The sequence below is a fragment of the Streptomyces sp. NPDC111507 genome (genome assembly GCF_055638955.1).
Genome location: NZ_JBVKBU010000001.1, coordinates 1236313 through 1257352, shown reverse-complemented (window position 1 = coordinate 1257352; position 21040 = coordinate 1236313). Strand labels below are relative to the sequence as shown.

Here is a 21040-nt window from a genome sequence, read left to right as displayed (position 1 = left end):
TGAATACCCATCGATCCATGTTTTACCAGGGGCCAACAACCCCCGGCCCGCCAATTTCCTCTACGTCCACGTGATCGACCGGACAGCTCCTAGCTGACTGGCATTGGTCTAGCAGTCTAGCGGCCCTGTATGACGAGGTTGACGGATCGTCAGAAGTTACGCATCAGGAGAACTTCTTCTCCTTGGACTGCTGACCTCGCTCAAGCCCGAACCATCGGTGAAGCGCTGTCGCCTACAGGAGCTCCTCATCCCCAGGCTTACAAAGCAGTAGCCAATGAGCTACATCGGAGCGGGCGGGCTCGTCGAGGCTGCTGTGGAATCCGCCATGGTAGGCGTGGGGTGCAGCTCCGTTGCAGGGACCATCGCGCATGTCGGCAGGGGCCCCGCGGTCTGCAAACCTGTCGACGGATGGGCGCTGGCGCTCCTCCAGGTGAATGCCGTCATGCCCGATGGGCGGACCCCGTGGGCCATGTGTGGGCCAGGAGGTCAGCCGAGAGCGACTAGGACGGCGTTCGCGCAGGTCACATGCGGTGTGGACGCGGCCAGAGTGACGCTCTTGAAAACCGTCGTGGCAGCGATGTCACCACGAGTACGAATCCCACAATCTCCGCACATTCCAGCGAACGCACCCGCCAGGGGGTGCCCTGGACACGGGGGCACCCCTCTGACATTCACCGCACCCTGTGTCGCGCAGCATTGCGGTCGCCCTCATCAGGCCTGCAGCTCCCGGTGGAGGCGCAGGCCTGGAGGCTGTTGTTCCCGACCGTCAGTACAGCGCCTTGTAGACGCCCCAGCCGCTGCCGATCTTCACACGTCCGCCGAAGCCGCCCCTGCCGTTGCCCGCCCAGCGGTACAGGTTGCCCGCGGTATCGCGGGTGAGGAGGTCGTTGCGCCCGTCCTGGGTCAGGTCGCCGACACCGACCAGGGCGTTGTACGTGTTGAAGCCCGAGGCGATCTTCACTCGCCCCCCGAAGCCGCCCTTTCCGTTGCCGTACCAGCGGTAGAGGTTCCCGGCCTTGTCCCGGCCCAGAAGGTCTCCGGTTCCGTCGCCATTGAGGTCGCCCACTCCCACCAGCGCCGTGTAGCCGGACAGCCCGGTGCCTATGCGCACCCGAGACTTGAACGTGCCCTTGCCAGTGCCGGCGTGGAACCACAGGGCTCCGGACCGGTCACGGGTCAACAGGTCGGAGCGGCCGTCGCGGTTGAGGTCCCCGGACGAGGTCAGCAGGTTGTACGTGTTCCAGCCCTTGCCGATGACGGTGGACTTGTTGGTATCCCGGGCGAAGTACACCTGCCCGATGCCCCAGTACGCCCGCAGCTCGCCGGCGGAGTTGCGGACCAGCATGTCCGCGTACCCGTCGCCGTTGATGTCGCCGACCGGCACCAGGGTGGAGGAGGTCGGCCAGTCCGCGGTGTAGCTGCGGTTGTAGAAGTGCCCCTGGGGGTGCCCCTCCCACGAGTCGGTCTGGCCGTCCTTGCGGACCGCCACCATGTCGGGGAAGCCGTCGCAGTCGTAGACGTGGGTCGGCAGGGCGCCGCACATCACCTGGAGGGTGCCGCTTCCCACCCGCACCGGCGCGGTCCCGCCGCCGACGCGGGCGGTCAGCTGCCAGGTGTAGGTACCACTCGGGGGGAGAGCGCCGTTCGACTCCCTGCCGTTCCACGAGGCCCCGATGGCGTCGCGACCGCGTACGGCTCCGCCCCGCAGCGTGGCCACCCTGCGCCCGGTCGCCTTCTGGGCGATGTCCACTTCCCAGGAGTCCACGGGGCGGCTCAGCTCGAACGAGGCCGTCCAGGTCGAGTAGTACGACGAAGTCGTCCTCGGCGCGACGCTCCCGGAGGTGTATTCCTCCCCCATGACCGGGGCGGAGTCCGGCACGCCGTCCGCCGTCACGTGCACGCGGCGGTCGGCGTCCACGTAGGCGACGTGACCGCTGTACTTGTCCACGGTCCACGTGATCCTGCGGTCGTCCGCGAGCGTCCCGGCGGGGAGGGCGGCGAAGGAGCGCTCCGCGAGCGGGCTGCCGGTGTGGAAGTCAGTCAGCTTGAGCTCGCCCGCCGCACGGTCGTGCCGGATCACGTAGCCGTCGCCGAGCATGGCGGGGCCCGACGGCACGGCGAAACCACGGTTGTTCGTCAGGTCGTACACCCCGGCCTGCTTATCGGCAGCGCAGGACCAGTAGAGCCATCGCGCGGTCGCCTGCAGCTCGGTGGGCACGCAGGCGGCGCCGGTCCGCACGGTGCGCACGGGCTTGCCGGGCGTGGTGGCGTCCGAGGTCAGCCGCTCCGCGGTCAGCGTGCCGGGGCCGGCGGCGGTCGCGCTCCACAGGGTGGAGTACCAGAGCGCCGCGGCCTGCACCGGGCGGCTGCGGATCACCTTGTTGTAGCCCGGGTAGATCAGGTACTGGGTCTTCGGGGAACCGCCGTCCACCACCACGTACGAGGGGGAAGCGTCCCGGACCTGGCCGCCGCTGCCGGGCAGCTGCATCTGCATGTGCGAGGTGTAGGGGTCCACCCGGGTCTCCAGGTACGTCCGCCCGCCCGTCTCGGAGAGGAAGGACGCCCCGTACCCGTTGCCCTCCACGATCCGTACGCAGTCTTCACCCGTCGCGCAGCGCACGGTGGACGAGGGCATGCCCACGGGCAGGGGCTCGGCCGCTCCCGCGACGGGGACCGGCCCGGTGCCGATGTCCTGCTGGTGGATCGAGATCTTGCCCTCGGTGCTGTCCACCCGGTCGAGGGTGCCTCGGTACAGGCTCAGTCCCAGGAGCTTGGCGGTCACCGGGGGCAGCGGCTGGGCCACCTCGTGTGCCGGTGTCTCGTCGGGGCGCGCGGTGAAGCGGTGCACCGCCCAGTCGCCGCTGCCGGTACCGCCGACGAACAGGGCGCTTCCGTCCGCCGCCTGCGGCGGGGAGTCCGATACGAGCGCGAGATGGTCGAGTACGGTGCTCGGCTCCGCGCCGTCGAGCGGCCGGGCGGTCAGCCGCCGGCCGAGCGTGGTGCCCGAGGTGGTGTCCGGGGCCGAGGTCAGGAGGGTGTCGCCGAGCAGGACCAGGGGGTACGCGTCGTCGGGGAGCGGGAACTCCTGCGTCCCGGAGGAGAAGTCCCCTCGCGGCAGCCAGCGCAGGCTGGCGTAGCCGTGCCCCCACCAGGCGATGCGATCGGCGCTCAGCAGGATGTTCAGGCCCTCGCCGCTCATCGCCTCGGGGAGCGGGGTGATCACGGCGGTCGTGGGGTCCAGTAGGCCGTAGCGGTACGCGCCGTCCTGACGGAAGGAGATCACCGCGCCGCGGTCGTCCGTGGCCTGCTGCTGCAGGGAGAGGCTGTTCAGCTGGGCACCCGTGGGCAGGCCGGTGATGTGCAGCGGCTGCGCGGGGTCGGCTCCCGGGTCCAGGAGCACTCCGGCGGAGCTGGTGGTGCTGGCCGCGGACTCCAGTGCCAGCACCTTGCCCGCGACGGTCCCCCGGAAGGTATAGCGCGCCGGGAGCCGCACGTCCCGGCGCTCACCAGTGTGCGGATCGAGCAAGGAGTACCAGGCGGCGCCCCAGGCCGGGCTCGGTGAGATGGCGAGCAGGTCGCCTCCGGCGCCGACGGGGCGTACGAGCGCATTGGCCGGCAAGGTCTGCAGGCCGGGCACCTGCGTCGAGGTGCCGCTCGCGAAGTCAGTCCAGGTGTAGCCGTCCCGGCCCTCCTGCTGGTGCAGAAAACCGGTGCTGCCCACCGCCAGCGGGGTGTCCACACGGGGTGTGGCCCGGTCGGCGGGCGGGATCACGACCTCCTGGGACGAGTCCGCCGCAGTCGCCACCTGGGCGGCCTGCGCGGGCGGCGCGGCCACGGCGAGCGGGATGACTGTTCCCGCGACCGCCAGAATCGTGGCGGCCGCACCGGCCGCGAGGCCCGCGCCACCTCTGCGGCGGCGGCCTCCATGCAGTGGTTCAGTCGACGTCCGGGTCAGTGCCCCCACGCCCCCCTCATTGATGTAATTATCTGCCGCCGCGCGGCGCCCCGTTCGTGGCCGGACGCGCTGCCGCGTCAGTCCCCGGTGGCTGCGATGGATCTCGTCAGCCACTTGCGCGGTAAACGCTAGTCGATCAACGAGGTCCCAGTCTGCCTTGACGGAATTACGATCTGACAATCCGACGATGCCCCGGCGGGGGCGGCCAGAGAGCAGCCATCCGGGGGCCGGTGGTAACCGAAGGCGGTGACGCCCGTTAACGCCGGCGCCGACCGGTACGGACGTGTCGACCTCGGCGAACGCACTCGCCGGGGTCCTCGCATGTCGACCTGAGCCTCTGACTCCGTTCGGGACGACGAGGCTCCAGCCGCTGCTACTCCGCATCATCCCCAAATCTGGTTGCAAGGCCTGCATATTTCATCACTATCTCGACGGGCGTCGGTCTCGGTGTGCCCATGCCTCGCATCACCGGCGCCCGATTGCGTACCCCAGTGAAGGCCCTCGTTGTCCTGGTCTTTGTCCAGTGCGCGGATGGCCGTTGGCGTTCGTAGCTGTACGTGCACTCCTTCTGAACTGGCGCTCGTACACCGGCGAACGCCACCGACCGGGGACGCGGACAGTTGGAAAGCGTTCACCCAGAAGAACGCTCCCGACGTACTGACCCGCGTGCGCCTGCATCGCCTGACTCCGCTGACCGAGCGCCCTGCTCCGTGTCGGCTACGTGCCACACGCTAGATGCCCGGACACGAAGCGACCCAACGGGAGAGGGGCACACCGTGGGTGAGTGGAAGCAGGGGAAATGCGGTTGGCCGACGGCGACCAGAGGGCGGTGTCAGAACAAGACGTTGAAGGGCACGGCACGTTGCCACCTCCATCAGGGTGACTGGACGAAGCGTGGCCAGGCCGAGTTGAAGAAGCGTGCGAGCAGGCGTCGCAAGAAGTGATCCGCACGCGGTCCGGGGCCTCTCGGCGACTGTTTGGAGGGGGGTGGTGTCGAAGCTTCACGAGCTCCCGGACCGACGTGGCTCGGAGATCTCTTCTGAGCCACCCCCCCTTGGTCGCGCGCTCTCCTTGCCGAGACAGCAGACCGACCCAACGCTCAGCAGCGTACGGGCAGAACTCGAACCCGGTGAGCGGACTGCGCAGGAGCGAGGGCGGTACGCTCGCCGGCGTGTCGAACGGCACCACCGGGACCGTACTGACCGCCTCGGACGGCCTCGCACCGCCACCGCCACCGCGGTGCGCGGCAACCGGCTGTACGTCACCGATGGCGGGCTCTACGAGCCCCACGACGCGCAACTGCAGAGCGGGAAGAGCGACCTCGGTGCGCTGCTCTCCCCCTGGGCATCCAGGTCCTCGTCGAAATCCCCCGGACGGCCGTCCGGGAGTGACGCCCAGTGCCCTCCCGTACCGCTACGCGGAGGTCCGCGTGGTGGTCGCGGCGATGGTTTCCAGCGAGCTGATGAGCAGGTCCCACAGGCGCTCGGTGTGCAGCTTCGTCGCCACGGAGGTGTTCGCCGGGCCGGAGCGACCGCGGAAGTCGGTGACCGTCATGCCGTAGGTCGCCGTACCCCGTAGCTCGACCTCGACATGGGCCGGGGTGACCTCCATGAGGCTCGGGTCGATGGCCCGGCCGACCGCGCACGCGTCGTGGATGGTGGCCATCGCGCCGTGCACCTTGCCGACGTTGGCGTTGTAGTGGTCGAGGAGATCGACGACGAACCGGGACACGGGTGTGCCCAACGCCCCGATGCGGGCCAGCAGTTCAGGTGTGGCGGCGGCCTGTGCCGTCAGATCGAGGCCCACCATGGTCAGGGGCCAGCCCGCCGAGAAGACGACCGCGGCCGCCTCGGGGTCGGCGTGGATGTTGAACTCGGCCGCCGGTGTGATGTTGCCGCGGGTGTACGACCCGCCCATCAGGACGACCTCCTTGACCAGTTCGGCAATACGGGGCTCCCGGCGCAGCGCCAGCGCGATGTTGGTCAGGGGCGCGGTGGGGACGAGGGTGATCTCACCCGGGTGGGCGAGGACCGTCTCGATGATCAGATCGACGGCGTGCCGGGGGTCGGTCTCCATGGCCGGAGGGACAAAGGCGGGGCCGTCCATTCCGGTGTCCCCGTGGATCTCGGCTGCGAGGGTCTGGTCCCGGACGAGGGGACCGCCGGCACCGGCCGCGACCGGAACGCCGCGCAGGCCCGCCAGGGTGCAGACCTGCCGAGCGTTCAGGGTGACCTTCTCGATGGTCTGGTTGCCCGCGACGGTCGTGATGGCGACGATCTCGACGTCGGGGTTCCCGGCGGCGAGCAGGATGGCGATGGCGTCGTCGAGCCCGGGGTCGCAGTCGATGATGATCTTCTTGGGCATGGGCGTCCTTCGGGGTGGGACGGGGATGCGGGCCGGATCACTGAGAACAGCATGCGCCAGGCCCACCCTGCCCTGGTCGGCCACACGCCACTCCTGCCGGCCCCACCCCGCCCCTGTCGCGAAGGCTCACCTCAGCCGATGCAGGTGACTCACCTCGGCCGTGCGATGTGACTCGCCTCAGCCGATGCGAGGCCGCTCACCTCGGCCGATGCGAGGCCGCTCACCTCAGCCGATGCGAGGCCGCTCACCTCAGCGGATGCGAGGTCCTCCCCGACGCCTCGTCGATCTCGTCGTGCGCCTTGGTCAACAGCTTCATCGCCAGTTCGTTGAGCGCCCGCGCGCCGGCGACCTCCTCGCCGACTCTCGGCTGGTTGGAGTCGGAGGGGTGGCGGCTGGCGTACCCGTGAGCGCGTACCTCGTTCCCGTCGGGGAGCCGGAGGAGAGCGGCGGCGCGGGTGCGGTGGTCGTCCTCCTCGAACTCGATCTCGACGTGCCAGCCGACGGCGGTCCGTCCCTGCGCGGCGGCCGGTTGCGACTGTGTCATCTGTGTCATTGCGATCACCTCCGAGGCGGGCCCCAGTCCCTGATACGGGCCTCGGCCCCTACTACCAGAGTGTGCTTCTTCCCCCGACTCCGCACGGGATGAGGCCCGATGGCGACAAGGAGTGACCGAACGGCTACCGACCGCCCGCGCCTTGGCCGTTGAACCGCCAGTGCCGAGCTCGTTGGGCCAGTGACGGGCCGGCTGTCGGCGCGCTCGGTGAACGGCCAGGTCACGGCCCCCTGACTGAACGGGTTTCCTTCGAGGGGTAGCCGTCAGGCAAGATGGGGTGTATCTGCCCACTGCCGATTTCAAGCGTCCGGACGGTTTCTCTTGGCTGAGTACATTTACACCATGCGCAAGACGCGCAAGGCGCACGGCGACAAGGTGATCCTCGACGACGTCACTTTGAGCTTCCTCCCGGGCGCGAAGATCGGTGTGGTCGGTCCGAACGGTGCCGGTAAGTCCACCGTTCTCAAGATCATGGCGGGCCTTGAGCAGCCCTCCAACGGTGACGCGTTCCTGTCGCCCGGCTACAGCGTCGGCATGCTGCTCCAGGAGCCCCCGCTCGACGAGTCCAAGACGGTCCTGCAGAACGTCCAGGACGGCGCCGCCGAGATCATGGGCAAGCTGCACCGCTTCAACGAGGTCGCCGAGCTGATGGCGACCGACTACTCGGACGCGCTCATGGAGGAGATGGGCAAGCTCCAGGACGACCTGGACCACGCCAACGCGTGGGACCTGGACACCCAGCTGGAGCAGGCCATGGACGCCCTGGGCTGCCCGCCCGGCGACTGGCCCGTCACCAACCTCTCCGGTGGTGAGCGCCGCCGCGTCGCGCTGTGCAAGCTGCTGCTCGAAGCCCCCGACCTGCTGCTCCTCGACGAGCCCACCAACCACCTGGACGCCGAGTCCGTGCAGTGGCTGGAGCAGCACCTCGCGAAGTACGCGGGCACTGTCGTCGCCGTCACCCACGACCGGTACTTCCTCGACAACGTCGCCGAGTGGATCCTCGAACTCGACCGCGGCCGCGCGCACCCCTACGAGGGCAACTACTCCACCTACCTGGAGAAGAAGGCCTCCCGCCTCAAGGTCGAGGGCCAGAAGGACGCCAAGCGCGCCAAGCGGCTCAAGGACGAGCTGGAGTGGGTGCGGTCCAACGCCAAGGGGCGTCAGGCCAAGTCCAAGGCGCGTCTGTCGCGCTACGAGGAGATGGCCGCCGAGGCCGACAAGATGCGGAAGCTGGACTTCGAGGAGATCCAGATCCCGCCGGGCCCGCGTCTGGGCTCCATCGTCGTCGAGGTCAACAACCTCTCCAAGGCCTTCGGCGAGAAGGTCCTCATCGACGACCTGAGCTTCACCCTGCCGCGCAACGGCATCGTGGGCATCATCGGCCCCAACGGCGCCGGCAAGACCACCCTCTTCAAGATGATCCAGGGTCTCGAGACCCCGGACTCCGGCACGATCAAGGTCGGCGAGACCGTCAAGATCTCGTACGTCGACCAGAGCCGCGAGAACATCGACCCCAAGAAGTCGCTGTGGGCCGTCGTCTCGGACGAGCTGGACTACATCAATGTGGGCCAGGTCGAGATGCCGTCGCGCGCGTACGTCTCCGCCTTCGGCTTCAAGGGTCCCGACCAGCAGAAGCCGGCCGGTGTCCTCTCCGGCGGTGAGCGCAACCGGCTCAACCTCGCCCTCACCCTCAAGCAGGGCGGCAACCTGCTGCTCCTCGACGAGCCGACCAACGACCTCGACGTCGAGACGCTGTCCTCGCTCGAGAACGCGCTGCTGGAGTTCCCGGGTGCGGCTGTGGTCGTCTCCCACGACCGCTGGTTCCTGGACCGGGTCGCGACGCACATCCTCGCCTACGAGGGTGACTCGAAGTGGTTCTGGTTCGAGGGCAACTTCGAGTCGTACGAGAAGAACAAGATCGAGCGTCTCGGCGCGGACGCGGCCCGCCCGCACCGTGCCACCTACAAGAAGCTGACCCGGGGCTGATCGATCTTGCGGCACATCTACCGCTGCCCGCTGCGCTGGGCGGACATGGACGCGTACGGCCACGTCAACAACGTGGTCTTCCTCCGGTACCTGGAGGAAGCCCGTATCGACTTCCTGTTCCGCCCGGAGAAGGACTTCAAGCAGGGGTCCGTGGTAGCGCGCCACGAGATCGACTACAAGCGGCAGCTGGTCCACCGGCACACGCCGGTGGACATCGAGCTGTGGGTGACGCAGATACGAGCCGCGTCGTTCACGATCGCCTACGAGGTCAAGGATCCGGACCAGGTCTATGTCACGGCCTCGACGGTGATCGTGCCGTTCGACTTCGAGACGCAGCGCCCGCGCCGGATCACGGCCGAGGAACGAGAGTTCCTGGAGTCGTACCGGGACGACGTGGACGAGGCCGTCGCGGCATGACCGTGACCGCGCTGCACCTCACCGACGAGAGGGAGGCGGCGGACCTCGCCGCCTTCCTCGCCCGGCTGATCCACTACGACCGCGCCGCCGCCGTACGCCTCCAGGCGTCCGGCACGGCGCTCGCGGTCTTCGGCCGGCCGCCGTCGTTCGAGGTCCTCGCGATCCGTGCGGCGCGGCTCGCCAAGCCGTACGAGAACGGTCTCGAGGTCACCCTCGACGTGACCGTCTCCGCCGGTGAACTCTTGGAGTCCGTCGACGAGTCGGCGGCCACCGTCAGCGTTCCCGGGGCCGTCACCGGGCCGCCGTGGGCCGGGGTCCTGCCGCCCCGCGGAGGCTGGCAGCCGGAGCCGGGACTGCCCGGACCGGACGCCGTGCGCGCGATGATCGCCACCGCGGTCGCCGAATTCCGGTCCCGTACGCGGGAGTTGGCGCCCGAGGCCCGTACGCGCGCCGAACTCGACCGCATCGGACGGGAGATCTGGTCCCGGCCGATCGGTGACACCGGCCTTCAGATACGGGCCGTGCACGCGGCGCAGTCGCTCGGGTTCCTGCTGCCGGTGCGGCAGGCCGACCCGGGTGAGAGTCCGTTGGGGCTGTACTCGTCCGGGGCATGGCTGCGGCTGCGTACGCCCTACGGATCGATCGCCGTCCGCAGGGCGGGACTCGGGGCACTGGCCGTCAGCGTCCGCTGACCCCCCCCGGGGGAGGGAGGGGAGGGCGCTCTCAGCCGGCCGTGTTGATCATCGACGCTGCCGCGTACGTCAGGTAGTTCCAGAGCGTGTGCTCGTGCTCCTCGGAGAGGCCGAGTTCGTCGACGGCCACCCGCATGTGCGCCAGCCAGGCATCGTGTGCCGCCTGGTCGACGGCGAACGGGGCGTGCCGCATCCGCAGCCGGGGGTGACCGCGGTTGTCGCTGTACGTCGTCGGGCCGCCCCAGTACTGGATCAGGAACAGCGTGAAGCGTTCCTCGGCCGGGCCCAGGTCCTCCTCGGGGTACATGGCCTTCAGCAGCGGGTCCTCGGCCACTCCCTCGTAAAAACGGTGCACGAGGCGCCGGAAGGTCTCCTCGCCGCCGACCTGCTCGTAGAAGGTCTGCTCCTGAAGCGTGCCGCGCCGAATCTCTTTCACCTCACCATCGTCTCAGACCGGGTGACCGAGGACGCAAGGCTTAGGACCAGCGACCCAGCGCCCCCTGAGGCCCGGCGGGTGCGGTGTTCGCCTCGCGGCCTGTCCCGCCGCACAGTGGAGGTATGAGCGCGCACGCTCTCGACCACGACCACGACCACGACCACGATCGCGATCACGACCTCGACAACCTCGCCGCCCTGGCGCGGGCCGCCCTGGTGCGCGAGATCGACCGGAGCGGGGCCTGGGCCGCCGACCCGGTGTGGCGGGCGGCGTTCGAGGCGGTCCCGCGCCACGTCTTCGTGCCGTACTACTACGTCGGTGCCGTGGGCGGCTTCGAGCGGGTGTGGGGCGAGGATCCCGACCCGCGCAGCCGGGAGCACTGGGTGCGCGGCGCCTACGCGGACGCCCCGCTGGCCACCCGGGTGCGCGACGGCGAGCTGGTCTCCTCCAGCAGCCAGCCGTCGCTGATGGCGATGATGCTGACCGCGCTGGAGGTACGGGAGGGGGGCGCCGTCCTCGAGATCGGCGCCGGCACCGGCTACAACGCGGCGCTGCTCGCCCACCGTCTCGGCGACCGCCTGGTGACCACGGTCGACCTCGACCCGGAGATCACCGAGTCCGCGCGCCGGCATCTGGCCACCGCCGGGTACCACCCGACCGTCGTCACCGCGGACGGCGCCCGCGGGGTCCCCGAGCGCGCCCCCTTCGACCGGATCATCGCCACCTGCACGCTGACCTCGATCCCGCGGCCGTGGCTCGCCCAGTGCCGTCCCGACGCCCGCATCCTGGCGCCGCTGGCCACCGGCCTGATCGCGCTGCGCGTCCGGGACGCCGGGCACGCCGAGGGGCGCTTCCTGCACACACCGGCCTACTTCGTGCCCCTGCGCGGCGCGAGCCGGCCCGAGGAGTCGGAGCCGCAGGACCTGCGCGGGCTGCCGCGCCGGGCCCGCGGCGACGAGCTGTTCCGGTTCCTGCTGACCCTGGCAGGGAGCGGACTCGACCCGTACGAGGCGTACGAGCTGTGGGAGCGCGAGATGCGGCCCGTGCGCGAGCGGTACGGGGTCACGGTCGACGGCGCCGACGCCTGGGCGTGGCTGGACGACCCCGAGGGGCCGTACGCCTGGCCGCTGCCGTGACTCCCGCAGTGACTCCCGCAGTGGCTTCTGCCGGGATTCCCGCCGTGACTCCTGTCGCGGCCTCCGCCGTCAGCCTCGCCTGATGGTGATCGTCGTCCAGGCGCCGACGTGCACCCGGTCGCCGTCCTGGAGCGGGATCGGCACGAAGGGCTGGATGGGCTCCTCGCCGCCGTTGACCGTGGTGCCGTTCGTCGAGTTCTGGTCGACGACCGCCCAGCTGCCGTCCGGCTGCTGGACCAGGACCGCGTGCTGGTGCGAGACGCCCGGGTCCTCCGGGGGCACCGACAGGTCGATGTCGGGGGTGTCGCCGGTGGAGTGCCGGCGGCGGCCGATCGTCATCTGGTTGCCGGTGAGCGGGCGCTGCTGCTCCGGTGAGTACGCGGGCAGGTTCAGGCCCGCGGCCTCGGGGCCGGAGCGCTGCATCATCGCCATGAAGTACTCGCGGTCGGGACCGATCGTCGCGCTCCAGGACAGCGGCTGGCGCTGCTGCTGGTAGTCGGGACCGGGGCCGGGCGGGGCCTGGGTCGCGCCGGGCTGCGGATAGCCGTAGCCGCCGCCCTGACCCATACCCGGACCACCGGGACCACCGGGACCAGGGCGTCCGCCGGGCGAATTGCCCGACGGCGGGGAGATCACCCAGTCGTCGTCACCGCCGCCGAAGGACGGGCCGCCGGACTGCGGACCGCCGGGCCCGGGCGGGCCCTGCTGCGGGTATGTGGGCGCGGCCGGCTGCTGCGTGAAGGCCTGCGGGGCGCCGGGGCCACCGGGACCGCCGGGCGTGGGCCCGAGCGGCGGTGGAACCGGACGGGACGGGTCCGCACCGAAGCCACCGGGACCAGGACCGGGACCACCGAAGCCACCGGGACCACCGGGGCCGGCACCGGGACCGCCGGGGCCGGCACCGGGACCGCCCGGGCCGGAAGGGCCACCCGGACGGGACGGGTCGCCGCGGAAGCCCGACGGATCCTGGCCGTAGGGCGGAATCGGTTCCGCGGGGCGGTTCATCTGCGAGGGCCGCGAGCTCTGGTAGTCGAACGGGTCGTGACCGGGACCGGTCGCGGGGCCGGGACCGCCAGGCTGCCCCTGCCCCTGCGGGGGCTGCTGGAAGCGCAGCGCCGGATTGGGCATTCCCGGCGCGGGCGACTGCGGACGCGGCGCTGCCGGGGTGTACGAGGTCGCCGTGTTCGTCAGGAAGTTCCACCGGCACTCCTCGCAGAACGGCGCACCGCCCTCACGGGGTGTACGGCACTGCGGGCAGAGCTCCGCCTCGGGATGGGGCACGGCGGACAGGTGCGGGCGCCCACCGGGGGCGCCGGGTCCACCCGGGCCCCCGGGACCGGGCGGCGGGGGCGAGCCGGGCGGCGGATAGCCGTAACCGGCGGCGGGTGGCGGCGGTGGAGGGGGCGGAGGCACGGCACCGGCCATGCGGTGACCGCAGACCTCGCACCAGTCGTCGGAACCCGACTGGTGTCCGTTCGGGCAGGTCGGCATGTCGGCGCTTCCCCCTCTCCTTTTCCGGCCGTTATGACCGGGTTTCTCCAGTTCCCAGCGGGAACCGGGCTCGCTACTTCTTTACACGAACAGTCTTTGTGGACCGTGTCTCAAGGGTCATTTCGTCGGCCTCTTCGACCCTTGCCTTCAATCGCACAGTACCTGCCGCGGCGTCGACCACGTCCACCACCTTCGCAAGCAGTTTCGCAGTATCGGCGTTGCCCGAGGCGCTCGCGAGCTGAACGGCCCGGCCCAGCTTGGCCGTTGCCCCGTCGACATCTCCCGATTTGCGCAGATCCAGACCCTGTTGGATGACTCGCGCCAGTTCCGCCTGACCTGTGTAGTGCGCGACCTGGGAGTTGATCCTCGTCGAGGCCACCATGTCGTCGGTCCACACCGCCTTGACGAGCCCCTGGGCGCCGAGGTTGTGCACGCCCCCGTCGCCCTGCGGCACGACGAGCGAGACCCGGGCGGCCAGCATCTCCTGGCCCACTCCGGCCGAGGGGACCTCGACGCACACGTGGTAGTCGCGGGACTCGTCGCCCCAGGACCCGGTGGGGTAGTCGCCGGCGCGCGGACCCGCCTCGGTGCGACGGTCGGTCAGCTCCTCGACCGTGGGGGCCACTTGCTTGACGAACTTGATCTCGGTGCCGACCGGTGTCCACAGGCGCAGCGCGACGTCCGCGACCTCCTTGCCCATGGCCGTCTCCATCATCTGTGTGAAGTCGGCGGACAGTGCGGCCGGGTCCGCGACGATGTCGGCGGTGCCGAGCAGGGCCGAGGCGATCCCGGTGACCTCCTTGACCTCCCAGTCCGTACCCACTCCACGCGCGTCACAGGTGAAACGTCCGGCACAGGAGTCCAGGGCGGCCTTGAGGTCCTCCGGCGACTCGTGTTCGTTGCGGCCGTCGGTGAGCAGGATGCCGTGCCGTATCGACACCTCGGCCGAGGACAGCAGTCGGTCGGCGAGGCGCAGCCAGGTGCCGATCGCCGTACCGCCGCCCGCGCTCAGCCTGCGCAGCGCCTCCTTGGCCTGGCCGCGGGTCGCCGCGTCGGCCACCGCGAGGCGCCCGCCCGCGGGGTAGACCTCCTTGGCGACGTGCGTGCCGCCGATCACCGCGAAGTGCACGCCGTCGCGCAGGGTGTCGATCGCGGCGGCCGTGGCCTCGCGGGCGTTGCGCATCTTGGTCGGCGGGTAGTCCATCGAGCCGGAACAGTCGACCATGATCGCCACGGCGGCGTCCGGGCCCCGGCCCGCCGCGTACAGGTGGGGCGCGCCGACCGCGCTCCCGACGGTGCCGCCGCCGGTGGCGCTCACCGTGACGATGGCGTTGACCTCACGGCCGCCCTCGGGCAGGTATTCGTTCTGGTACACGTCGACCGAGAACTGTGGCACGTTCGACTTCGAGAAATTGGCCATGCCTTCTTCGTCCCCCTCAGGACCTCCGGCGGTTGGCGGAGGCGATGACTGTATGCGGACCGGTCCCCTCCGGTCCGAGGCCGTCCCCGTGGGCACGGATTGCGCCTTTTCGCGGCCTCAGGCCGATCCTGCCCCCTGCGGCCGGGCCGGGAACGGCACGACGGCCACTGTTACGTTGTCGTGGCCTCCGCCGTCCAGGGCGTGACCCACCAGGACCTGGGCGCTGTGCAGGGGCCTTTCGGCGGCGTCCAGCGGCACGACCTCGGCCATCTCCTCGGCCGCCTCCGCGTAGTTCCACAGTCCGTCGGTGCACACCACCACCACACCCGGCCGGTCCGGCTTGAAAGAAGCGGTGTGCGGCTCCAGTTCGTACGCGTCCGCGCCGAGCCAGCCCGTGATGGCGTGGGCGCGCTCGTCGGCGTACGCCTGCGCCTCGCTCATCAGGCCCGCGGCGACCATCTGCGCGGCCCAGGAGTCGTCCTCGGTGAGCCGGGCGGGGGGTGAACTGCGGTCGACGGGGACCCAGTAGGCGCGGCTGTCGCCGACCCAGCCGACGATCAGCAGGGCGGGGGTGACGACGGCGCCGACGAGGGTGCAGGCGGGCGCGTTCTGGTGCGGGGCGTGCTCCTCGTGCGCGGGGGGCGCCTCGGCCAGCGAGTTGACGGCCTCGGCGGCCGCGAGGATCGCCTCGTGCATGGCCTGCTGCGGGTGGGTGCCGAGCGGCAGCGCCGCCAGCAGCGCCTCGCTCGCCGCCCGGGACGCGGCGAGCGAGGCCTCGTCGGGGCGGGTCGCCGAGGAGACCCCGTCGCAGACGATCGCGACGACCGCGGGGGAGCCGTCCGGCAGCGCGGTCGAGGAGATCGCGAACGCGTCCTCGTTGCGGTGGTGGCGCAGACCCCGGTCACTGACCGCGGCCACCGCACCCAACTCCTGCTCCATGTGGTCCCGTTCGCGCGGCTGGGCGTGCCCGCAGTTCTCGCAGTAGCCGTCGCTGTCCACATGGCCCGAGCGGCAGGCGACGCACAGTTTGGTGCCCGCGGGGGGCGTGACGGGTGCGCCGAGGTCGGCGGTCCGCGGATCGACGACGGGCCCGGCGGGGGCTTCGGCCGGCGGGGCGAGCGGGTACTCGTCGGGCTCCGGTGGCCGGTCGAACCGTACGCCCGAAGGCTGTTCACCCGAGGGCTGTTCACCCGAGGGCTGTACGCCCGAGGGGTGGTCGCCCGGCTGCTGGGCTGCCGTGGACTCCGTGTCCGGGTGGGGGAGTTCGGAGCCACCCGAGTCGGTGCCCCGGATGTCGGCCGCCCGGTGCACCGGCGCGGGCGTGTCGGAGCTCGCCGGCTCCGGCGCGAGGGGCCAGTCCAGGGAAGCGGCGGCCTCGGAGGGGCGTGTCGACGAGCCGTTCATGGCGATCGTGGCGTGGTCCTGGGGCGGTGCGGGCACCGCCGACAGGTCGTACCCGCACGCACCGCAGAAACGGTCACCCGCCTCCAGGGGCTCCTCGCAACTGGGGCACCGCGAAAGGGCCGTCGGCTGGGGCATCTGGGACATCAATCACACCCACGTCCGGGGGCGGTAACGGTTGGCACGTTCCACCAGGTCGATCCTTTCCTCGCCGCCCCGCGCGAGGCGGGCCAGCGTGCGGTACGAACGCTCCAGTGCGAAACGCAGACCGCGCTCGTCCACCTCACTGCCGAGCAGCACCGGTCCGCCGCCGGAGTGCGGGGCGGAACTCCGGCTACCGGAGAGTACCCAGTCCAGGGCGCAGCCCAGGACCTCCGTCGACAACTGCTCGCGTCGCACCGCGTCCAGACCGTATCCGTCCAGAGCCTCGACCTGTCCGGCCGCAGCTGTCAGATCGTCCAGGAACGCCGCTGCCGCCGCCTCCTCGGCCAGCCGCTGCCGCAGCCGTGCCCGCACCGCCGCGACCCGCGCCGCCGTGTAGTGGATCGACGACTCCGGTACCGACTCCAGTGTGCGTACGGAGCCGCTGCGGTCGCCCGCCGCGAGCTGTACGCGGGCCAGGCCGAACGCCGAGCTGACATAGCTGGGGTCGGTCGTCCACACCAGGCGGTAGTACTCGCCCGCGTTGTCCAGCTGCCCGAGCACCTCCGCGCACAGGCCGAGGGCCAGCTTCGGCGCGGGCTCGCCCGGGAAGGCGTCGTAGATCGCGTCGAAGGACAGTGCCGCGGTCTCGTGCTCCCCGGTCGCCAGGGCCGCGACGCCCCGGTACCAGACCACCCGCCAGTCGTCGGGATGGTCCGCCTCCAGCGCCTCCAGTGCCCTGCTCGCACTGGCCAGTTCGCCCATCTCCAGCCGGGCCCGCAGCTCGCGCAGGCGCAGCTCCAGGGAGCCGGTGGGCGCCGCGTGCAGCGCGGTGATCAGCTCCGCGGGAGCCGAGGCCATCAGGCCCGCGAGGAAACCGGCGTTGGGGTCGCCCGGGTCGACCCGGGGAACCGGCAGCGCGAGCGCGGTCGCCGCGGCGTTCAGCGGCTTGACCAGAGCGGCCGGGACGGGAGCGGCCGGGACGGGAGCGGGTGCCAGGGGGAGCGGCGGGGTCCCGTTCACCCCCGCTCCGTTGCTGCCGGGGGGTGGCGCGGGCGCGCGCTTTCTCCCCCGCAGGGGCACCGCGCGTGCCCCCAGTCGTGACACGTCCCCGTCCAGCTTTCCGAACAACTCCGCGTCCGTGACCTTCAGTTCCGGCCCGAACAAGGTGGACAGGGCCGGGCGCGCCCGCCCGGTCTGGAGGGACACGACCTCCCTGAGCACGCCCGTCAGCTGCTCCGCCATTTCCTGCGCGGACGCGAACCGGCGCGCCGGATCGGGGTCGGTGGCGCGCACCAGGAGCCGGTAGAAGGACTCGTACGTGCGGAAGACCTCGATGTTGTCCGGGTCCGGCAGGGAGTCCACGAAGACGTTCGTGTACCCCTGGAAGTCGAAGGTCAGCACGGCCAGGGTGCGGGCGACCGTGTAGAGGTCACTGGCCACCGAGGGACCGACCTCGGCCACCTCCGGCGCCTGGTAGCCCACCGTGCCGTAGATGGCCGACTCGTCGTCGTCCATCCTGCGCACCGCGCCCATGTCGATCAGCTTGAGCTGGTCCTCGGTCTGGATCGCGTTGTCGACCTTGAAGTCGCAGTAGAGCAGATTGCGGCTGTGCAGATGGCCGAGCGCCTCCAGGGCCTCGATGCCGTACGCGCAGGCCTGCCCGACCGGCAGCGGATCGCGCTTGCCGTCCGTCGTCCGGCGGTCGTTGGCGATCTCCTTCAGCGACTTGCCACCGACGTACTCCATGACGATGTACCCGTCCAGCGAACCCGTCCGCTGGTCCAGGTGCTCCACGAAGTTGTAGATCCGCACGATGTTGGAGTGCTCGATCTCCGCGAGGAAGCGCCGCTCGGAGATCGCCGCCGCCATCGCGTCCTGGTCGCCGGTGTCGAGCAGGCCCTTGAGGACCACCCAGCGGTCGGAGACGGCGCGGTCGACGGCGAGATAGACCCAGCCGAGCCCGCCGTGCGCGAGGCAGCCCACCACCTCGTACTGGCCGTGCACGATGTCGCCCGTGTGCAGCTTCGGCACGAACGAGTACGGGTGACCGCACTTGGTGCAGAACCCCTCGGTGCGCCCCACCCGCTCACCGCGCGAACGGCCCACCGGTGCCCCGCAGTCGGAGCGCGAGCAGAACCGCTTCCGCTCGGGCACCTCCGGGTTCTCCAGCACCATCGCGCGCGGGTCGGGCCGCGGCACGTCCGGCACCTGTACCAGCCCGACGCCGAGCCGTCCGCGGCCACTGGAGGCGGCGGTCGAGCCCGAGCTGCGCACCGACACCGAGCGGGCGCTCGCGTTGCCGGACAGCGAGCGCGACAGGCGCCCGGAGACCGAGCGCCGCGACTGGGAGGAGCGCGAGGACGTACGGGAGCTGGAACTGCGGGAACTCGCCCGCGAGCTGCTGCCGGAGCCGCGCGAGCCCTTGCCGCCCGCGGTGATTCCGGTCGGGGGCGAGCCCACCATGCCTCCCCCAGAGGGGGGACCCCCAGCCGAGACGACGGGCGCCAGACCGCACGTGTCGCAGTACAGCTCGCCGCCGCCCACGTCCTCGTACGACCCCGGGCAACCGGGCCGCTGGCACTTCTGCTGCTCACTCACACTGCATCACCTTCAACGCTCACGCGTGTGGCCCCCTACGGTCGGTGGGCCCGCCCTGTTCGGGCACCCGCGGGCTGAGCAGATCGACGGCGGCCCGCTGATAGCGCAGCACCGCCTCCTCCGCCACCCGCAGATCGCAGGGCGCGCTCCACAGCATGCGTCGGGCCGCGTCGTAGCGCTCGATGAGGAACGGGTCCTCCGCGAGGCCGTGCCGGGCCACCTTCGCCTTGTACGCGTCGAGGCGGCCGCGCAGCTCCGCGCGGACCGCGAGCGGCGCGGTGACCGCGGTCAACGACTCGCGGGCGCGCAGCAGCTCGTCCTCGGCCTTCTCCTCCAGCGCCTCCAGGAGGGGCGACAGACGGTGCCACTGGGCGTGTCTGCGGTACTCCGCGGCCGCCGCCAGCTGCTCCTGCAGCACCGTCGGCGGCCCGCTGACGGCCGGCACCTCGGACGCGGCGATCTTCGCCAGCACCTCACCGCGGGCACTCCTCGCCTCCGCGAGCGTGCGGTCGGCGCGACTGAGCACGTCCCGCAGTCGCACGAGACGGGCCTCCGCGTCCTGGCGGACGGTGAGCACCGCGTCGATCTCCCGGCGCACGTCCTCCAGAGCGCGCGCCTCGCGGTCGTACGTCGTCGTGTCGGGGCGTCCGCCGCCGGGCGCCGAACTGCCCTTCGTGGGCACCCAGAAGGCCAGCGGGTCGGAGACGACCTGCTGACGCAGGGTGCTCAGCGTCCGGGTGATCCGCTCCAGGTCGTCGCCCGCCGGGTGCTCACCGGGGCGTACGCCCACGGAGTGCGCGAGCTGGCGGGTGCGCTGGAGCTCCGCGGCCAGTAAATCGATCCGGGCGGGCAGCGCGGACCAGACGGCGTCCGCTGCGACGACCATGTCGAGCGAGGACGCGTACAGCTCGTTCATCCGCTCCACCAGTGCGACCAGCGAGAACCGCTCGCTGAGCCTGCCGGTGCCGGAGAGCGTCGGCGCGTTCGCCGCGGCGGTGGCCGAGCCGGCGACCGTGATGCCCGCGCCGCGCAGCAGTTCGGTCAGGTCGACCAGGTCCTCGCGGCTCGACCAGCGTCGCCGGGAACGGATGTCGCGGGCGGAGCGCAGCGCGTCCGTGTACGCGTCGAAGTACGCCCACAGCAGCGTGATCGACGCGTCCGCGGTCGACCAGCGCTCCTTGGTCGTGCCCGTGAGCTCGGCGCCTTCGAGGAGTCTGCGGCCCGCGTGGTCCTGCAGGGCGAGGAGCGAGGTCTCGATGGCCTCGTGCTCCGCGCCGAGCCGCGCCAGCGCACGGTCCACCTCGTCCCGGTCCATCACCGGCTCGGGGGGTCCCGTGACGCCCATCGATCACCTCTCGCTCTCGGTCGTGCCCGTCGCTTGTGTTCTCGCCGGCCGGGTCGTCCGCGCCGCCGTTACCCGGTTTCCGTTACTTGTAGTGCGCCGTGGGCGGGGTCGCCGACGGGGAGTCCGCCTTCAGGGTCGCGGACAGCCACTTGGTGTACGAGGCCTGCCAGCCGCCGCTCTTGCGGTAGTCCACGAGTACCTGGTTGACCCGGCGTACCAGATCGTCGGCGCCCAACTTCATCGCCACGCCGTAGTAGTCCTCGGTGAAGGTCTTGCCCTTCAGCTCGACCGTCGGGTCCTGCGCCGCCTGGCTGGCGGCGAGCGCGCCGTCGGTCACCACGGCGTCGACCTGACCGAGCTGCAGCCGCACCAGGCAGTCGAGTTGGTTGGGGACGGTGGTGGTGATGTCGGCGGAGGAGGTGAGCGCGCCCGCCTTCTTGTCGGCCGACAGCTTGTCGTACGCCGTCGAGCCCGCCGCCGAGCAGATCCGCTTGCCCGCCAGCGTCTCGTCGTACCCCTTGATGCCCGAGGTCTTGGGAGCCAGTACCTGCTGCCCGGTCAGGAAGTAAGGGGCCGAGAAGGCCACGTCCTTGAGACGGGAGCAGGTGATCGTCATGGTGCGCACCACCATGTCCACCTGACCGGACTTGATCGCGGGGATGCGCTGGTTGGTGGGGATGGCGTGGAAACGGACGGCGTTCGGGTCGCCGAGGATCTCCCTCGCGATCTCGTGCGCGAGATCGATGTCGAAGCCCTCCAAGTCGCTGCTCTTCGCCGTGTTGTTCGGATCGCGGTAGCCCCAGCGGTAGCTGTTCTGGTCGACGCCGACCGACAGATAGCCGCGCTGCTTGATGGCCGTGATCGTCTTGCCGCTGTCGTCGGAGGACGGGGAGGGACTCTGGTCCTGCGGGTCGGTGCACGTGTCGGCCCTGGCCTGGATGCCCTGGCCCACGCCCTGGCCGCCGGTGCCCGTGCTGCCGTCCCCGCGGGCGCTGCTCAGCGGCAGCAACAGGGCGAAGACCGCGGTGACGACCAGGGCGAGGGCCATCGCACCCACGCCGCCCCAGCCCTTCAGGCTCGCCCTCAGACGTCGTGCGGTCAT

The 21040-nt window shown here is 70.9% G+C and carries 14 protein-coding genes; 4 read left to right on the top strand and 10 right to left on the bottom strand.

The window, feature by feature from the left end:
* Positions 1-766: 766 nt before the first annotated feature.
* The 3 genes from ACZ7M2_RS05560 to ACZ7M2_RS05550 form a co-directional block, all read right to left on the bottom strand.
* Positions 767-3964, bottom strand: a complete 3198-nt coding sequence (locus tag ACZ7M2_RS05560; RefSeq protein WP_471594227.1) for an FG-GAP repeat domain-containing protein — start codon at positions 3962-3964, stop codon at positions 767-769.
* Positions 3965-5368: 1404 nt separating this feature from the next.
* Positions 5369-6319: a nucleoside hydrolase gene (locus ACZ7M2_RS05555; RefSeq protein ID WP_471594226.1), complete on the bottom strand. Its 951-nt coding sequence runs from the start codon at positions 6317-6319 to the stop codon at positions 5369-5371.
* Positions 6320-6563: 244 nt separating this feature from the next.
* Positions 6564-6872, bottom strand: coding sequence for a DUF1876 domain-containing protein (locus ACZ7M2_RS05550; protein WP_352050979.1), 309 nt, complete (start codon positions 6870-6872; stop codon positions 6564-6566).
* Positions 6873-7193: 321 nt separating this feature from the next.
* On the opposite strand from ACZ7M2_RS05550, the gene ettA reads away from it, so the two are divergent.
* From ettA to ACZ7M2_RS05535, 3 genes are read left to right on the top strand one after another with little or no spacing between them, the layout of a single operon-like run.
* On the top strand, positions 7194-8858 hold the full coding sequence (gene ettA / locus ACZ7M2_RS05545) for an energy-dependent translational throttle protein EttA (RefSeq protein ID WP_470045830.1): 1665 nt from the start codon (positions 7194-7196) through the stop codon (positions 8856-8858).
* A gap of 6 nt (positions 8859-8864) precedes the next feature.
* A complete protein-coding gene (locus ACZ7M2_RS05540) occupies positions 8865-9275 on the top strand; it encodes an acyl-CoA thioesterase (RefSeq protein WP_329534131.1) in 411 nt (136 codons plus the stop codon).
* A 2-nt stretch (positions 9276-9277) separates the two neighbouring features.
* Positions 9278-9967, top strand: coding sequence for a DUF8010 domain-containing protein (locus ACZ7M2_RS05535; protein ID WP_471594524.1), 690 nt, complete (start codon positions 9278-9280; stop codon positions 9965-9967).
* A gap of 31 nt (positions 9968-9998) precedes the next feature.
* Here ACZ7M2_RS05535 and ACZ7M2_RS05530 read toward each other — a convergent pair whose 3' ends face one another.
* On the bottom strand, positions 9999-10403 hold the full coding sequence (locus tag ACZ7M2_RS05530; RefSeq protein ID WP_190168926.1) for a globin: 405 nt from the start codon (positions 10401-10403) through the stop codon (positions 9999-10001).
* A 122-nt stretch (positions 10404-10525) separates the two neighbouring features.
* Between ACZ7M2_RS05530 and ACZ7M2_RS05525 the strand changes: the two genes are divergently transcribed.
* On the top strand, positions 10526-11539 hold the full coding sequence (locus ACZ7M2_RS05525; protein ID WP_471594225.1) for a methyltransferase domain-containing protein: 1014 nt from the start codon (positions 10526-10528) through the stop codon (positions 11537-11539).
* 69 nt (positions 11540-11608) lie between these two features.
* On the opposite strand, the gene ACZ7M2_RS05520 is transcribed toward ACZ7M2_RS05525, so the two are convergent.
* The 6 genes from ACZ7M2_RS05520 to ACZ7M2_RS05495 all read right to left on the bottom strand — a co-directional run bounded on the left by ACZ7M2_RS05520 (position 11609) and on the right by ACZ7M2_RS05495 (position 21040).
* Complete coding sequence (locus ACZ7M2_RS05520; RefSeq protein ID WP_471594224.1) at positions 11609-13030, bottom strand: FHA domain-containing protein; 1422 nt, start codon at positions 13028-13030, stop codon at positions 11609-11611.
* 73 nt (positions 13031-13103) lie between these two features.
* Positions 13104-14450 (bottom strand): vWA domain-containing protein, encoded by a 1347-nt coding sequence (locus tag ACZ7M2_RS05515; RefSeq protein WP_471594223.1) that lies wholly within the window; start codon positions 14448-14450, stop codon positions 13104-13106.
* 117 nt (positions 14451-14567) lie between these two features.
* Positions 14568-16001, bottom strand: coding sequence for a PP2C family serine/threonine-protein phosphatase (locus ACZ7M2_RS05510; RefSeq protein WP_471594222.1), 1434 nt, complete (start codon positions 15999-16001; stop codon positions 14568-14570).
* Positions 16002-18593: a serine/threonine-protein kinase gene (locus ACZ7M2_RS05505; RefSeq protein WP_471594221.1), complete on the bottom strand. Its 2592-nt coding sequence runs from the start codon at positions 18591-18593 to the stop codon at positions 16002-16004.
* A gap of 19 nt (positions 18594-18612) precedes the next feature.
* Positions 18613-19938, bottom strand: a complete 1326-nt coding sequence (locus ACZ7M2_RS05500; protein WP_352050986.1) for a hypothetical protein — start codon at positions 19936-19938, stop codon at positions 18613-18615.
* Positions 19939-20020: 82 nt separating this feature from the next.
* Positions 20021-21040: a glutamate ABC transporter substrate-binding protein gene (locus ACZ7M2_RS05495; protein ID WP_471594220.1), complete on the bottom strand. Its 1020-nt coding sequence runs from the start codon at positions 21038-21040 to the stop codon at positions 20021-20023.

Bases quoted from the DNA above. Each gene is read 5' to 3' on its own strand.
- ACZ7M2_RS05555 (WP_471594226.1), bottom strand. From the start codon at position 6,319: ATGCCCAAGAAGATCATCATCGACTGCGACCCCGGGCTCGACGACGCC.
- ACZ7M2_RS05525 (WP_471594225.1), top strand. From the start codon at position 10,526: ATGAGCGCGCACGCTCTCGACCACGACCACGACCACGACCACGATCGC.
- ACZ7M2_RS05550 (WP_352050979.1), bottom strand. From the start codon at position 6,872: ATGACACAGATGACACAGTCGCAACCGGCCGCCGCGCAGGGACGGACC.
- ACZ7M2_RS05500 (WP_352050986.1), bottom strand. From the start codon at position 19,938: ATGGGCGTCACGGGACCCCCCGAGCCGGTGATGGACCGGGACGAGGTG.
- ACZ7M2_RS05515 (WP_471594223.1), bottom strand. From the start codon at position 14,450: ATGGCCAATTTCTCGAAGTCGAACGTGCCACAGTTCTCGGTCGACGTG.
- ACZ7M2_RS05520 (WP_471594224.1), bottom strand. From the start codon at position 13,030: ATGCCGACCTGCCCGAACGGACACCAGTCGGGTTCCGACGACTGGTGC.
- ACZ7M2_RS05495 (WP_471594220.1), bottom strand. From the start codon at position 21,040: ATGACCGCACGACGTCTGAGGGCGAGCCTGAAGGGCTGGGGCGGCGTG.